Genomic DNA, 15,605 nt, shown 5'->3' with positions numbered 1-15,605 from the left:
TTCTGCGCCCCGCCTCGCGGAATGCGACGCGTATCGCAGTGATCGTTGCAAGTTGCGTCCCGGAGACGGAGACGCAGCGCCCGCCGCCATCCGCCTGTCCACAGTCCGGGGCTCTGCCCTTGAAAGACGAGATGCCGATGAACCGTATGACACCTGTCACCGATCGCCGCCCCGCCCTGCTGCTCGTCGGCCGTGGCGACAGCTTTCCGGTGTTCGATCAGGCCTCGGGGTCGCTGATGCGGATGCCGCGCACGGCCGTGCCCGACGCCCAGCGCGCGCTTGCCGCCATCCGCGTCTCCCCCCCGCCGGTGGTGATCGTGGGGCGCTTCGACGACATGCCGCGCGCCGGGCTGATCCAGCGGCTGATCGCCATCGTCCCGGACATCCGGCCGATTTTCGTGCGGCTGCCCGAAGACGACGACGAGGTGGTGGTCGGTGCCATGCGCGCCGGCGCCATCGACGTGGTGCCGCAGGACGCCTCTCCAAGCCGCATCGCCCATGCGGTGACCATGGCCATGACCTGGCGGGCCGGCTCCCTCGCCCTGCCCGAGGACGATCCGGCACAGCTGATCCGGCCGCTGGACGACGTGATCGACGAGACGATCGAACGCGCGATCCTGCTCTGCCAGGGCAATGTCACCCGGGCCGCCCAGCTGCTGGGCATCAGCAGCTCCACCATCTATCGGCGCCGGGAGCGCCGGGCCGGGAACGCCGCCGATTGACCTGCACCCGTCAGCCGAGGGCAGCCACCGCCATGCCCGCGGCGGCGGCCAGCGGCACCAGCCCCCAGACCGGCAGCCGCCAGACCAGCAGCGCCAGCAGGACCAGAATGGCGAGCGCGGCGTCCCGCGGGCCGGACACGGCCGTCACGAACACCGGATCGTAGAGCGCCGCGGCAAGCAGCCCCAGCACCGCGGCATTGACCCCCGCCACGGCCCGCCTCGCCCCCGGATGGCCGGCGATCCGGTCCCAGAAGGGCAGCGCCGCCACCACCAGCAGGGCGGCCGGCACGAAGATCGCGATCAGGGCGATGATCCCCGCCAGCCATCCCGGCAGCCCGCCCCAGCTGCCGGCGGCCCCCAGAAAGGCCGAGAAGGTGAACAGCGGCCCCGGCACCGCCTGGGCCAGACCATAGCCGGCCAGGAAGGCCTGGCCGTCGACATGGCCGCCGGTTTCCGCGGCCAGCAGCGGCAGAACCACATGGCCACCGCCGAAGACCAGGCTGCCGGCCCGATACATGCCGTCGACCAGCCGGCCGGTGGCGTCGCCCGTGGCCGACCAGAGCGGCAACAGCACCAGCCCGGCCAGGAAGATGAGCAGGGCTGCCGCCCCGGCCCGCCGCAGGGGGCGCCGGCCGGCGGGGGCCGCGGCGGCAGGTGCCGCCGGCAGATCCAGAAGCGGAACGGCCAGAAGCCCGATCAGGATGGCACCGAGCTGCCCGGCCAGCCCGGGCAGGGTCAGGGCGACCACGGCCGCTACGGCGGCCACGCTTCGCCGGGTACGATCGGGCGCCAGGCTGCCCGCCATCCCGGCCACCGCCTGAACCACCACGGCCAGCGCCGCGATCTTGAGCCCGGTGGTCAGGCCATCGGGCAGCCGGCCCGCCTCGGCACCGGCGCCGATGGCAAGCCCGGCCAGGATCATCAGCAGGGCGGAGGGCAGGGTAAAGCCGGCCCAGGCGGCGGCGGCCCCTGCCCAGCCGGCACGGCCGAAGCCGAGGGCGATGCCGACCTGGCTGCTCGCAGGCCCCGGCAGGAACTGACACAGCGCCACGATCCGCGCATAGGCCTCGTCGTCCAGCCAGCCGCGGCGGGCGACGAATTCGGTCCGGAAGAACCCCAGATGCGCCACGGGGCCGCCAAAGGCGGTCAGGCCCAGCTTCAGGAAGGCCCGGAAGACCTCGCCCGCACTGCCGTCGCTGCCTGTGCCCATGCCTCGCCCCCGCACCGCTATCTTTCGCGGGGACGATATCGTTCGACCTGACGCCCTGGCAATCCGGGCCGCGGGCGTCATGAAATCATCATGATCTCCCGCCGATGCCTGACTCTCCCGCCGATCCCTGAAAACCCCGCCTCTGGTTCCGCGGCGTGGACCCTGCCACAGGCAGCATTGCGCCGCCGCGCCGGGATCGGCTACCGTTCCGAAGTGACCCGCCGGACAGATACGTCAGGGAAGATCGCCCCATGCTGAAATTCGGAATCGGCCAGGCCGTGCGTCGCGTCGAGGACCGGCGCTTTCTGACCGGCCATGGCCGCTATACCGACGACATTTCCTTTGAAGGCCAGCTGCACGTGGCCTTCGTGCGCAGCCCCCATGCCGCGGCCCGCATCCTGGCGGTCGATACCGCCGATGCGGCGGCCGCCGAGGGCGTGGTCGCCGTCTTCACCGGCGCCGATCTGGATGCCGACGGCGTCGGCGGCGTGCCGGCGGTCGCGCGGGTGAAGAATGCCGACGGCAGCGGGATGCAGGCGCCCAAGCGTCCGGCGCTTGCCGCCGATGCCGTGCATTTTGCCGGCGAAGCGGTGGCGATGGTGGTCGCGACCGATCCGGTCGCCGCCCGCGATGCCGCCGAGCTGGTGGTGGTGGATTATGACGAGCGCCCGGCCGTGGTCGATCCGCTGAAGGCGGTGGAAGAGGATGCGGTGGTCGTGCATGACGGCACCCCCTCGAACCTCTGTTTCGACTGGCGCCAGGGCAAGGCGGCCGAGGTGGAGACGGCGATGGCGGCTGCCCACCAGGTGGTCGAGATCGACATCGTCAACAACCGGGTGTCGGCCAATCCGCTGGAACCGCGGGCGGTGAACGCGACCATCGATGCCGAAACCGGCCAGACCGTGGTCTATACCAATGGCCAGGGCGTGCACGGGCTGCGCGGCATCCTGGCCGATGCCGTGTTCAAGGTGCCGGCCGACGAATTCCGGGTGGTGATGCCGGATGTCGGCGGCGGCTTCGGCATGAAGATCTTCCTCTATCCCGAACATGTCGCGGTGATCTATGCCGCCCGCAAGCTGCGCCGGCCGGTGAAATGGACCGGCGACCGCTCGGAAAGCCTGCTGACCGACGCCCATGGCCGCGATCTGCGCACCCATGCCCGGCTGGGGCTGGATGCCGATGGCCGCTTCACCGCCTTCGAGGTCTCGACCGTCGCCAATCTGGGTGCCTATGCCTCGCAGTTCGGCGCGATGATCCCGACCTCTGCCGCAGCCGGCCTTGCCACCACGGTCTATGCGATCCCGGTGGCCGCCCTGCATGTGAAGGGCGTCTTCACCAACACCGCCCCGGTCGATGCCTATCGCGGCGCCGGCCGGCCCGAGGCGAATTACCTGATCGAGCGGCTGATCGACACCGCTGCCCGCGCCACCGGCCGCAGCCCGGCGGAACTGCGCCGGATCAACTATATTCCTGCGACCGCGATGCCCTATACCAACGCCATGGGCACCACCTATGACTGCGGCGATTTTGCCCTGATGCAATCCCGCGCGCTGGAAGCGGCCGACATGGCCGGCTTCGCCGAGCGCCGCCGGCAGTCGGCGGCCAAAGGCCGCCTGCGCGGCATCGGCATGGCCAGCTATATCGAATGGACCCAGGGCAACCCCAAGGAAGAGGTGCGGATCCGCTTCGAAGCCGATGGCAGCGCCACCGTGCTGGTGGGGACCCAGTCCAACGGCCAGGGCCACGAGACCTCTTTCGCCCAGGTGGCGGCCGAACTGCTGGGCATGCCCTTCGAAAAGGTGCAGGTGGTGATGGGCGATACCGCCCGGGTGAAGACCGGCGGCGGCACCGGCGGCTCCCGCTCGCTGCAGATGGCGGGCTCGGCGATCCGTCTGGCGTCCGAGGCGGTGGTGGAACGGGCACGGTCGATCGCGGCCGAAAAGCTCGAGGCCGCGGCGGAGGATCTGGTGTTCGAAGACGGCCGCTTCACGGTTGCGGGCACCGATCTCGGGATGGATATGGAGGCGGTGGCGCAGATCGCGCTGGATGCCGGCGCGCCGCTCGACGAAAGCCGGACCTTCGACCGCCCCGCCCCCACCTTCCCCAATGGCTGCCATGTCGCCGAGGTCGAAATCGACCCCGAGACCGGCCGGGTGGAACCGGTGCGCTATGTGGTCGCCGACGATTTCGGCAAGGTGGTCAACCCGATGATCGTGATGGGCCAGGTGCAGGGCGGCGTCGCCCAGGGGCTGGGCCAGGCGCTGATGGAACATGCCGTCTATGACGACGACAGCGGCCAGCTGCTCACCGGCAGCTTCATGGATTACGGCATGCCCCGCGCCGAGGACATGATCTTCCTCGACATCCGGCTCTACGAGGATCTGCCGACGGCGTCGAGCGGCCTCGGCTCCAAGGGATGCGGCGAGGCCGGCACCATCGGCGCCTGCCCGGCGATCATGAACGCGATCAACGACGCCCTGATCGCCGAGGGCGCGGGCGAGATCGACATGCCGGCGACCCCGGCCCGGGGCTGGGCGGCACTGGGCGCCGCGCGCAGCACCGCTGCGGCCTGAGTGACGCCCGGCCATATCGACTGGAAACGGGCCCTGCGGTTCGCCGCAGGGCCCGTTTCACGTCCGAAGACCCGGGCGACCCGGCCGGTCGGTCAAAGGATGTAGCGCATCAGCACGAAACCGCCGACCAGCAGCACGCAGAACAGAACCGTGAACAGGCCGAGCCGCTTCTCGACGATGGCAAGGGTCTTGGGCCCGAACCAGTAGATGATCGCGGTCACCGCATAGAACCGGATACCGCGTGCCACGATCGCCGACAGAATGAAACTGACGACATTCATGCCCGTGACGCCGCTGGTGATGGTGATCACCTTGAACGGGATCGGCGTGATGCCGGCCAGCAGCACCATCACCCAGCCGAGTTCATTATAGCGGGCGGCGGCGGCGGCGAAGTCCTGACGCAGGCCATAGATGTCGAGGATCGCCTGGCCGACGCTTTCAAACAGCAGATAGCCGATCAGATAGCCCAGCACCGCCCCCGCCACCGAGGTGAGGGTGCAGATGAGCGCGAACCGCCAGGCCTTGGAGCGCTGGGCCAGCACCATGGGGGCGAGGATCACGTCCGGCGGGATCGGGAAGAACGAGCTTTCGGCGAAGCTGACGACACCGAGGGCACGTTCGGCGTGACGATGGCCGGCAAGCGCCATGGTCCGGTCGTAGAGGCGGCGGAGCATCGGGACCTTTCGGGATGGGTCGGCGAAGCCTGGAGACTAGCACCGGCCATGCCCCCCGGCATCCCCAATTCAGGGCGGCGAGAACACCATCTCCGCATGAAGACGCCCCGGACGGTTTCCCGTCCGGGGCGTCTTCGCCGTCAGGCGTGCGGTAAACCGGCTCAGCCGGCGCGCACCGCTTCAAGGAAGCTGCGGACTTCGCTGTCCAGATCAGTGGCCTGGCGGGCGAGTTCGCCGGCCGAGGACAGGATCTGCTGCGAGGCGCTGCCGGTGGCCTGGGCGGCGTCGCGCATGTCGTCGACGCTGCGGCTGACCTGTTCGGTACCGCGGGCGGCCGCCTGGACGTTCGAGGCGATCTCCTGGGTCGCGGCACTCTGCTGTTCGACCGCACTGGCGATCGAGGTGGCGATGTCGTTGATCTCGACGATGATCTTGCGGATGCCTTCGATCGCGCCGATCGCCTGGTTGGTCTCGCCGCGCACCGCCGCGATCTGGGTCGAGATTTCCTCGGTCGCCCGCGCCGTCTGATTGGCGAGGCTCTTGACCTCGGAGGCCACGACCGCGAAGCCCTTGCCGGCTTCGCCTGCCCGGGCCGCCTCGATGGTGGCGTTGAGCGCCAGAAGGTTGGTCTGCTCGGCGATGTCGGTGATCAGCCGCACCACGTCGCCGATCTTCTCGGCCGCGGCCGCCAGGCCATAGACGGTCTGGTTGGTACGCTCGGCCTCGTCGACCGCGCGGCCGGCGATGGTCGAGGACTTGTGGACCTGCCGGCCGATCTCGGAGATCGAATGCGACAGCTCTTCGGCGGCGGCTGCCACCGTCTGCACGTTCTCGGTCGCCTGGGCGGTGGCATGGGCCACCTCGTCCGACTGATGGCGGGCGCCATCGGCGGTGGACGACATCGAGCGGGCGGTGGCATCCAGCTCGGTCGCAGCCGCCGTCACCCCACGCAGCACGCCGCTGACCCGGTCGTCGAAGCTGCGGGTCAGGCGCACCAGTTCCTCGGCGCGCTTCGACTTCTCTTCCTGATCAAGCCGCTGGGCCTCGGCCAGGCGCTGGCTTTCGACCATGGCGTCCTTGAAGACCTGCACCGAGGCGGCCATCTCGCCGATCTCGTCGCTGCGGTCACGATCGGGAATGTCGATCGAGAGATTGCCGTTCGAGAGTTCCTTCATCGCGCCGGTCATCCGGCCGAGCGGGCGGGTGACGCCGCGGGCGACCAGCATGCCGATGGAGCCGACGATCACGATCAGGCCGACGGCCACCGCGGCGATCATGTTGCGCATGTCGACGACCGGCGCCAGGATCTCGTCCTCGGCGACGTCGGCGATCACCGCCCAGCGCTGCCCCAGGAATTCCAGCGGCTCGTAGGCGCTGAGCACCGGATAGCCGCCGGGGCCGATATCGCGGACAGAACCGCTCTTGCCGGCCAGCGCCGCGGCGACGGCATCGGTGTTGACCTGCCGCTCCAGCACGGTGGTGTCTGCCGACAGCCGCGAGTTGGAGCGCATATAACCGTCGGAGCCGACCAGATAGGTCTCGCCGGTCTCGCCCAGGCCCTGGGCGCTCTGCATCACCTCGTCGACGCCCTTGACCGACAGACGCACGACCACGGCACCGACATAGCCGCCGTCACCGAAGACCGGCACCGCCAGGAAGGCGCTGACCTCGTTGTTGGCCTGGGGGTGATAGGTGAAGTCGATCAGCGACACCTGGCCCGGCTCGGTGGTCGCCTGCGCGGCGGCGACGGCACGGCCGAGACCGGTCTGGCCGACATCGCTCTCGTCGAGCTTGACCGCAAAATCCGTGTTCTTCTCGACCGAGTAGACCACCCAGCCGTTCTTGTCGACGAGATAGAGATCGGCATAGCCCTTGGAGCGTGCGGCTGCCCGCAGCCAGGGATGATAGCGCTCGTGACTGTCGCTGAAGAAGGTGCCGTCACCGGCCTTGTTCAGCACCGCCCGGTCGGTTTCGGGATTGTCGGTGATGTACGACTTCTGAAGGATCTGATCGGGCTTATCATCCATAAGCGAGATCAGCTCGAAGGCGTAGGTGAAGTCGATCAGGGTCTGGCGCAGCACCGAATTGTCGGCCAGCACCGCCACATCGGACCGCACCCGTTCCAGATAGTCGTTCAGACGGGCCTTGCGGCCCTCGGTGATCGCTTCCAGCTTGGTTTCCGATGCCTCCACCAGCTCCCGCGACGACACCAGATAGGCGACGACGCCGAGTACGATGGATGTGATCGCGACCGCAGCCACGATGGCACCGGGAATTTTATGAACGATGCGCAGCCCACGCGCCGCAGCCGCCATATCGGTGTCCCTCTTCCCAAGATGTCCCGTGAGCGGGTCTCTCACTGCCAGCCCGGACCCGCCATGCCCACTGTTCAATATCCCGAAACTCCCCCCGGTCGGAAGTTATCGCAGGGGAGAAGTTAATCATTTGTTAGGATCGGCGAGCAAACTGCCACGAGGGGCACGAAAATGCGTCGCATTTCGCATATGCAACACATTTTAGATAAATGAAACCGGCCGCGGACCATGGTCCGCGGCCATCCATGCTTCGAGATGCAGTCGAAGCAGACGTTCGCGGGTCAGTTCAGATCGATGACGACCTTGCCGGTCGAGCGCCGCTCCATCAGCGCCCTGAGCGCCTTGGGGGCCTCGACCATCGGGAAGGTCTCGGAGACATGCGGCTTGAGCTTGCCTTCGGCATACCAGCCGAGCAGCGTCTTCAGGCTGTCGCCCAGCACCTTGGGATCCTTGTGCATATAGGCACCCCAGAAGGTGCCGACGACCGACACGTTCTTGACCAGCAGCAGGTTGGCGGGGATCTGCGGGATGGTGCCGCTGGCGAAGCCGATCACCAGGATGCGGCCTTCCCAGTTGATGCAGCGGAGCGAGGCATCGAAGGCGGCACCGCCGACCGGGTCGTAGACCACGTCGACGCCGCCGACCAGCTCCTTCACCTTTTCGCGCAGATCATCCTTCGAATAGTCGATCAGGTGGGTCGCGCCGTGGGCGCGGGCGATTTCCAGCTTCTCGGGGCTGCTCGCCACCGCGACCACCTCGGCGCCCATGGCGGCACCGATCTCCACCGCCGTCAGGCCGACGCCGCCGGCGGCCCCCAGCACCAGCAGCTTTTCGCCCGCCTTCAGATGCGCCCGATGGTCAAGCGCCACATGCGAAGTGCCGTAGGCGACCGGGAAGGCGGCGGCGCTTGCGAAATCCATCATGTCGGGGATCGGCACGACGGCGGCCGCAGGCAGCACGACTTCCTGGGTATAGGCGCCGCTCTGCGCCATGCCCATCACCCGCTGACCGGGCTTCAGATGGGTCACGTCCGCCGCCACGTCCATCACCTCACCCGCCAGTTCGATGCCGGGTGAGAAGGGCAGTTCGGGCCGCACCTGATACTTGCCCTGGATGATCAGCGTGTCGGCGAAGTTGACGCCCGCCGCGCGCACCCGCACCCGCACATGGCCGGGCTTCATCTCGGGCGCCTGGATCTCCCTGATCTCAAGATCCTCAGGGCCACCCAGCTTCGTGCACAGAACCGCCTTGATCACGTCTTTCCTCCGTTCGACCGGTTTCGATCCGTATCCGTTTCAGTCTTGGGCGCCCGTCAGGACGCCGCCTCTACCGCCTCATCCTCTTCCGCCTGCGCGCGCGGCGATGCCGCCGGGGCGTTCTGGCCAAGGGTGAAGACGGGTACCTGATGCAGCGGCGGCGCATTGCGGAAGCCCGCCGCGGCAAAGGCCACCATCCGCCGGATCAGCGCGTCGTAATCCTCCAGATCGCAGACGCCCTGCGAAATCGCCTCCAGGCGGCTGAGATCGGTGATGGTGTAGTGCATCATGCCCAGCGAGAAATGCAGCCGCCAATAGATCTCCTCGGCCGCCAGGTCCGGCAGCGCCCGCTGCAGGGCCGGCACGAAGCGGCGCAGGTGGCGCACGTCGCGGTCCAGCAGTGCCTTCATCTCGGGCGTGCCGTCGGCGCGGCAGCGGGCCAGGAACTGCACGAAAACCGACAGCCCGCGCCCGGGATCCGACATCCAGCGCATCGGCGGCGCCAGAAGGGCGTAGAGCACCTCTTCCAGCGGCAACGGCCGGTCGCCGGACTTGGCCTCGATCTCGGCCAGCAGCGCTACGCGCTCGCGGTTGAGGTCGCGCGCCCGACGGTGAAACACCGCCTGCAGCAGCGCATCCTTCGATCCGAAATGATAGTTCACCGCCGCCAGATTGACGTTCGCTTCCGCCGTGATGGTGCGGAGCGACACACCGGCATAGGTGTGCTCGGCGAACAGACGCTCGGCCGCGTCCAGAATCCTCTCCTTGGTGTCGGTGCCCGCCATCGATGCGTTCCCATCCGATGCTGTTCGCCCGTTGCGGCGGCCGGAGCGGCGATGCGATGCGGGGGCATCACATGCGGGCGCTCCATGGCCGTTCGTTTCAGGCGACGTTTTAAATCAACGTTCGTTCGAATATCGATGACACAGGCGTGACGGCGCGACAATGTAAAACATGCATGTCCGGACAGCGCGGCGATCCGGCCCACCATCTCCGCCCGCTGCCTGTGTCGCCTCCCCGGCCCTCACCTCTCTTGCGGTTTCTCCATCGACAACGCCCCAAGCCCTGTGCTATCACAGCCTAGATAAAACGTTTGTTTGATACAAGTGTTGGCAAGCCAGCCGGGCCCCGAAGGCACGGCCAGATCAGGAGGAAGCCCCCATGGAGTTCGGCATCAGTCCGCGGGCGCAGGAAATCCGCGAACGGCTGATCGAGTTCATGGACGCCTACGTCTATCCGGCGGAGGCCGTCTTTGAAGAACAGCACCGGGCGTCGCCCGACCGCTGGGTCACGCCCCCGATCATCGAGGAACTGAAGGCCAAGGCCCGCGCCGCCGGCCTCTGGAATCTGTTCCTGCCGCACAGCGAGCGCGGCGCCGGTCTCAACAACCTCGACTACGCACCGCTGTGCGAGGTGATGGGCCGTTCCGAGATCGCGCCGGAGGTGTTCAACTGCAACGCTCCCGACACTGGCAACATGGAAGTGCTGGAGCGCTACGGCACCGAAGAGCACAAGCGCCAGTGGCTGGAGCCGCTGCTGGAAGGCAAGATCCGCTCGGCCTTCGCCATGACCGAGCCGATGGTCGCCTCGTCGGACGCGACCAATATCGAGAGCCGGATCGAGCGCGATGGTGACGAGTATGTCATCAACGGCCGCAAGTGGTGGACCAGCGGTGCGCCGGATCCGCGCTGCAAGATCATGATCTTCATGGGCAAGACCCGCTTCGACGGGCCGCGCCACAGCCAGCAGTCGATGGTCCTGGTGCCGATGGACACCCCGGGCGTGACGGTTCTGCGTCCGCTGAAGGTGTTCGGCTATGACGACGCGCCACACGGCCATGCCGAGGTGCTGTTCGAGAACGTCCGTGTGCCGGTCGAGAACATCCTTCTGGGTGAGGGCCGCGGCTTCGAGATCGCTCAGGGCCGCCTTGGGCCGGGCCGCATCCATCACTGCATGCGCCTGATCGGCCTTGCCGAGCGTGCGCTCGAGTCGATGTGCAAGCGCGCCCAGCAGCGCACCGCGTTCGGCAAGACGCTGGCCGAGCATGGCATGACCCGCCACTACATCGCCCAGTCGCGCATGGAAATCGATCAGGCCCGCCTGCTGACCCTGAAGGCGGCCTGGATGATGGACACGGTCGGCAACAAGAACGCCAAGTCCGAAATCGCGGCCATCAAGGTCGTGGCGCCGAACATGGCGACCCGCGTGATCGACCGCGCGATCCAGGTCCATGGCGGCGGCGGCGTCTGCCAGGACTTCTTCCTGGCCAAGGCCTATGCCGGCGCCCGCACGCTGCGCCTGGCCGACGGCCCGGACGAGGTCCATCAGGAGACCATCGCCAAGCTCGAGCTGGCCAAGCACGCGCTCGGCTGATCCTCGATCAGACCACCGGCCCCGCCTGCACCGCGGGCGAGGCCGGACTGCCTTCGGAACCCCCCGTCCGGCTGCGGACGGGGGGTTTTCGCGTGTCGCGGCCTGTTTCGAAAAACACAATCATCTACGCGCTAATCGCGCACGATCCCACTGACTATGCACTTGCCACACGCCTCCATTTCTTCCTCAAATCCATCACTTGAGTAGCAGTCCATAGTGGCAATCCTCCCTCGCGACCCATCCTACCCCACCACGAATCTGCCATTGACCGACAATCAAAAAGTATCATATTGATATCCAGAGAACGCGGATGAACCTGCTGTCCAGATCCCAGGCCACGACCATCATCCGGCAAGACGCGCTGGACTCGTCTCGAATTCACTTCACGCGCCACGTCCGCGAGAGGATGAAAGAGCGACAAATCACCGACCGGCAGGTCGTGAGCGCCCTTCGGACCGGCGTTGTGGTCGACGACGGCTTCATGTCAATCCATGGAGATCCGAGCTACCGGGTGTCTGGGCGAGGTGCAGGCGACAACATCTGCGTGGTCGTCGCGATCAATCTTGAAGGATTGATCATCGTAACGACCTTCGAGGAGCGTTGATGACGCCGCAATAGCGGCAATCGCACCTTTTGCAGGTGCGTGAACAGATAGGGTCGCACCCCGTGCGGTGCGTGAACCGCGATGATCGATGATCTTTATCACTATACCGAATGCGGGCTGGATAACGTCTATCTCGCAAACGGCTACACCCTGCGCGAGACACCCTATGGCGAGACGCTCGCCATCCACGACATCGACCGCCTGCATCGGGCGATCGGTCTTGCCCTGGTTCGCAGGTCAGGCGGGCTGAGCGGTGCCGAGCTCAGGTTTCTGAGGGCCGAGCTCGGCTGGTCGCAGGAAGAGCTTGCCCGGCTGCTGGGCCGCGACAAGCAGACCGTCGGTCGATGGGAACGGGGTGAGAGCAACATCGATCCGCTCGCCGAACGGGTCCTGAAGCTGATCTTTACCGAACATGCCGGCGCGGAGAACACACCACGCCTGACCGAGCGGCTGTCGGCCTTCGAGGCAGAGACGGCCGGCGGAGGCCGGACGGATGTGGTGATGGAAGAGCGTGGCGGGTGGCAGAGCCGGGCGGCGTGACCTGCATCGACCGCCGTCATCCATCCACCTCACGCATGGCACCAGAACCGTAACATACCAGGACTAGCATCTGCGCCCGGCCGGCCGCACGACCGACCCTGTCCTGGATGCTCGGAGATCTGTTCCATGTCCACTCTGCCCGAGGCTTCGCGCCGCACGGTTCTCCGCCTGCTGGCGGGCATGCCGCTTCTGCCCGTGGCGGGGCTTGCCGCCGGCTCGACGGCGACCGCCTTCGGCCGCACCGCTTTCGCCGCGACCGGTGGCGCCGCTGCAGCACCGAAGTCGGTGGAATTCGTCGCCATGTCGGCGCCTGCCACTGCGGCGGCACAGGCCACCACCACGGTCGGCTCGTCGATGGTGGTGACCTATGCCGACGGCAAGACGCAGAATTTCGCGCTCGGCTACGAGCCGCTGTTCATCACCGGCGATCAGGTGCCGGACGGCAAGGGCGGCAAGGTGCTGGCGGGCGGCTATGTCGACATCAACGGCAAGCCGATCATGGACGCCTCGGGCGAGAAGCCGGTGCAGTTCTTCTCCGACTGCCCGGACGGCTGCAACATGCTGATGCCGATGGACGCGAAGGTCGCGGGCGTGAAGGGCAACACCGTGTTCGCGGTGGTGCAGTTCGAATACACCACCCGCGATGCCGCCGATAAGGACATGTATGGCCGCCTGCCCTCGCCCATCGCGGTGCTGACGCTGGACCAGGATCCGGCGACCGGCGCGCTGAAGCTTGTGCAGTACCACAATGTCGACACCAGCCCGGTGCACGGCCTGTGGATCACCTGCGGCGCCAGCCTGTCACCCTGGAACACCCATCTGTCGAGCGAAGAGTACGAGCCCGACGCCCCCTTCGCCAAGACCGACGAGCAGTTCCGCGCCTTCAGCCAGAACCTGTTCGGCGACCCGGACAAGGCCAACCCCTATCACTACGGCCATCTGCCCGAGGTGAAGGTGAATGCCGACGGCACCGGCACCATCACCAAGCACTATTGCATGGGCCGCATCTCGCACGAGCTGGTGCAGGTGATGCCCGACCAGCGCACCGTGCTGATGGGTGACGACGCCACCAATGGCGGCCTGTTCATGTTCATCGCCGACAAGCCCGCCGATCTGTCGGCCGGCACGCTTTATGCGGCGAAGCTGGCGCAGCGCGCGGGCGTCGACATCGACAAGGGCGGTTCGTTCGATCTGACCTGGGTGAAGCTCGGCCATGCGACCAGCGACGAGATCCGCAAGCTCGCCGACACGCTGACCGCCGCCGACATCGTCGAGGTGGTGAAGGAGGATCCGAAGGACGCCTCGTTCACCCAGATCGGCTTCAACGGCAAGGCCCAGTGGGTGCGCTTCAAGCCGGGCATGGAGAAGGCGGCGGCCTTCCTCGAAACCCATCGCTGGGCGCCGCTGCAGGGGGCCACGCTGGCGCTGAGCAAGCTGGAAGGCGTGACCGTCAACGCGAAGGACAAGACCGCCTATATGGCCGTGTCCTACATCTACAAGTCGATGAGCGACGGCAAGAACGGCATCAAGGTCGACAAGATCGATGCCGGTGCGGTCTATCAGCTGCCGATGGAAGGCGGCCGCAAGGATGCCGCCGGCAACGCCATCGACAGCGAGTGGGTGCCGGTGCATTTCTCGGCCGTTCCGGCCCTGGTCGGCCGGGATCTGGCCGAGCCGGACGCCGTCGGCAACACCGCCGATGTCGACCTGGTCGCCAATCCCGATAACGTGAAGTTCTCGGAGCGGCTGCGCACGCTGTTCATCGGCGAGGACAGCGGCAACCACGTCAACAACTTCCTCTGGGCCTATGAGGTCGATACCGGCCGCCTGTCGCGGCTGCTGTCCTGCCCGGCCGGCGCCGAATCGACCGGCCTGCAGGCGGTCGACGACGTCAACGGCTTCGCCTATATCATGAGCAACTTCCAGCACCCGGGCGACTGGGGCAAGGGGCTGCACGACAAGGTGAAGGCCGAGGTCGCACCGCTGATCGACGCCAACTACCGCAACCGCCGCAGCGGCGGCGTCGGCTACATCGCCGGCCTGCCCAAGCCGGTCTGAGCACGTCGCGACAGGTCGGTCACCTCACGAAAAAAACGGCCGCCCGGAGCTTCCGGGCGGCCGTTTTTCCGTCGGCGACAGCCGGTCCGGTTACGACACCTGCTGCCAGCCCAGTTCGGCGAGCAGCGAGGCGCGGGCACCGACCACCTTGGCACGCTCGGAACTCGCATTGCCGGTGATGCCGCGGTGATAGACGCCCTGAAGGATGGCGGCCAGGCGGAACATGGCGAAGGCCTTGTAGAACGGCCAGTCGTCGATGCCGTCGCGGCCGGTGCGGCGGCAATAGGCGGCGACGTATTCCTCTTCCGTCGGCACGCCCAGCGGTCCGAGATCGATCCCGCCGAGGCCGGGGAAGCCCTCGTCGCCGGCCGGCAGGCTGTAGAACATGGCGTTGTAGGCGAAATCCGCCAGCGGATGGCCGATCGTCGCCAGCTCCCAGTCCAGCACCGCCAGGATCTTCGGTTCGGTCGGGTGGTAGATCACATTGGCGATGCGATAGTCGCCATGGGCGATCGACACGCTGTCATCGGCCGGGATATTGGCCGGCAGCCAGGCGATCAGCTGATCCATCGCCGGGATCTCGTGGGTCTTGGTCGCCTCGTACTGCTTGGACCAGCGGGCGATCTGGCGGGCCATGTAGTCGGTGGCCTTGCCCATATCGGCCAGCCCCGCCGCCGTGAAGTCCACGCTGTGCAGCGCCGCCATCCCCCGGTTGAGCTCGTCATAGGTGGCGCGGCGCTCGTCGGGGCCAAGACCGGGCAGGGTCGGATCGGTCAGCACCCGGCCTTCGACATAGTCCATGACATAGAAGGCCGTGCCGATGATCCCTGCATCCTCGCAAAGCAGCCGCGCCGGCGCCACCGGGACATCGGTGTCGGCGAGCCCGGCGATGAAGCGGTATTCCCGCTCCACCATATGCGCCGAGGGTAGCAGCTTGCCCGGGGGCTTCTTGCGCAGCACATAGCGGCGCCCCGCGCTCTTCAGCATATAGGTCGGGTTCGACTGCCCGCCCTCGAACTGCAGGATCTCGAGGTCGGCGGGGTCGAAATCGGGCAGACGGTCGGCCAGATAGGCCGAAAGCGCCGCCTCGTCGAGGCGATGAGCCTCGCGGACCGGAACGAGATTGGGGCCGGACATGTGGCGCAGGATCTCCGGAGGTTCAGTGGTGGATGCAGACGGCCGCGGCCGGACATGACGAAACGGAAGGGCCGGCGTCACCGCCCGCCCCTCCGCTTCAATGTTCCGGCCGGGCTCGTATCGGATGGGCCGGTCTCGGATGG

Annotated in this window: 12 protein-coding genes; 6 read left to right on the top strand and 6 right to left on the bottom strand. The window is 67.1% G+C overall.

Going from position 1 to position 15,605, the window contains the following annotated elements:
- The first annotated feature begins 146 nt into the window (after positions 1-146).
- Complete coding sequence (locus tag CMO28_RS00425; RefSeq protein ID WP_296708008.1) at positions 147-722, top strand: helix-turn-helix domain-containing protein; 576 nt, start codon at positions 147-149, stop codon at positions 720-722.
- Between the two features lie 10 nt (positions 723-732).
- On the opposite strand, the gene chrA is transcribed toward CMO28_RS00425, so the two are convergent.
- Positions 733-1,932: a chromate efflux transporter gene (gene chrA, locus CMO28_RS00420; RefSeq protein ID WP_296708005.1), complete on the bottom strand. Its 1,200-nt coding sequence runs from the start codon at positions 1,930-1,932 to the stop codon at positions 733-735.
- A gap of 251 nt (positions 1,933-2,183) precedes the next feature.
- Here chrA and CMO28_RS00415 point away from each other — a divergent pair, with 251 nt between their 5' ends.
- Positions 2,184-4,505, top strand: a complete 2,322-nt coding sequence (locus CMO28_RS00415; protein ID WP_296708003.1) for a xanthine dehydrogenase family protein molybdopterin-binding subunit — start codon at positions 2,184-2,186, stop codon at positions 4,503-4,505.
- Between the two features lie 92 nt (positions 4,506-4,597).
- Here the strand turns inward: CMO28_RS00415 and CMO28_RS00410 are convergent, their stop codons facing one another.
- The 4 genes from CMO28_RS00410 to CMO28_RS00395 form a co-directional block, all read right to left on the bottom strand.
- A complete protein-coding gene (locus CMO28_RS00410) occupies positions 4,598-5,179 on the bottom strand; it encodes a YqaA family protein (RefSeq protein ID WP_062769296.1) in 582 nt (193 codons plus the stop codon).
- Positions 5,180-5,340: 161 nt separating this feature from the next.
- Entirely contained in the window at positions 5,341-7,494 is a 2,154-nt protein-coding gene (locus CMO28_RS00405; RefSeq protein ID WP_296707997.1) for a methyl-accepting chemotaxis protein, read from the bottom strand.
- Positions 7,495-7,775: 281 nt separating this feature from the next.
- Positions 7,776-8,747, bottom strand: coding sequence for an NADPH:quinone oxidoreductase family protein (locus CMO28_RS00400; RefSeq protein WP_296708197.1), 972 nt, complete (start codon positions 8,745-8,747; stop codon positions 7,776-7,778).
- Positions 8,748-8,806: 59 nt separating this feature from the next.
- Entirely contained in the window at positions 8,807-9,535 is a 729-nt protein-coding gene (locus CMO28_RS00395) for a TetR/AcrR family transcriptional regulator (protein ID WP_296707995.1), read from the bottom strand.
- 376 nt (positions 9,536-9,911) lie between these two features.
- Between CMO28_RS00395 and CMO28_RS00390 the strand changes: the two genes are divergently transcribed.
- The 4 genes from CMO28_RS00390 (at position 9,912) to CMO28_RS00375 (ending at position 14,325) form a co-directional block, all read left to right on the top strand.
- Complete coding sequence (locus tag CMO28_RS00390; RefSeq protein WP_296707993.1) at positions 9,912-11,123, top strand: acyl-CoA dehydrogenase; 1,212 nt, start codon at positions 9,912-9,914, stop codon at positions 11,121-11,123.
- A 310-nt stretch (positions 11,124-11,433) separates the two neighbouring features.
- Entirely contained in the window at positions 11,434-11,727 is a 294-nt protein-coding gene (locus CMO28_RS00385; RefSeq protein WP_296707991.1) for a DUF4258 domain-containing protein, read from the top strand.
- Positions 11,728-11,808: 81 nt separating this feature from the next.
- Positions 11,809-12,267, top strand: coding sequence for a helix-turn-helix domain-containing protein (locus CMO28_RS00380; RefSeq protein WP_296707988.1), 459 nt, complete (start codon positions 11,809-11,811; stop codon positions 12,265-12,267).
- Between the two features lie 126 nt (positions 12,268-12,393).
- A complete protein-coding gene (locus CMO28_RS00375; protein ID WP_296707987.1) occupies positions 12,394-14,325 on the top strand; it encodes a PhoX family protein in 1,932 nt (643 codons plus the stop codon).
- Between the two features lie 90 nt (positions 14,326-14,415).
- On the opposite strand, the gene CMO28_RS00370 is transcribed toward CMO28_RS00375, so the two are convergent.
- On the bottom strand, positions 14,416-15,462 hold the full coding sequence (locus CMO28_RS00370; RefSeq protein ID WP_296707985.1) for a phosphotransferase: 1,047 nt from the start codon (positions 15,460-15,462) through the stop codon (positions 14,416-14,418).
- Between the last annotated feature and the right edge of the window lie 143 nt (positions 15,463-15,605).

Origin of the sequence: Tistrella sp., from assembly GCF_002684955.1 — a bacterium.
Taxonomy (GTDB): Bacteria; Pseudomonadota; Alphaproteobacteria; order Tistrellales; family Tistrellaceae; genus Tistrella; species Tistrella mobilis.
Note: the sequence above shows the minus strand (reverse complement) of the source record. Positions and strands in the feature narration are given on the sequence as shown.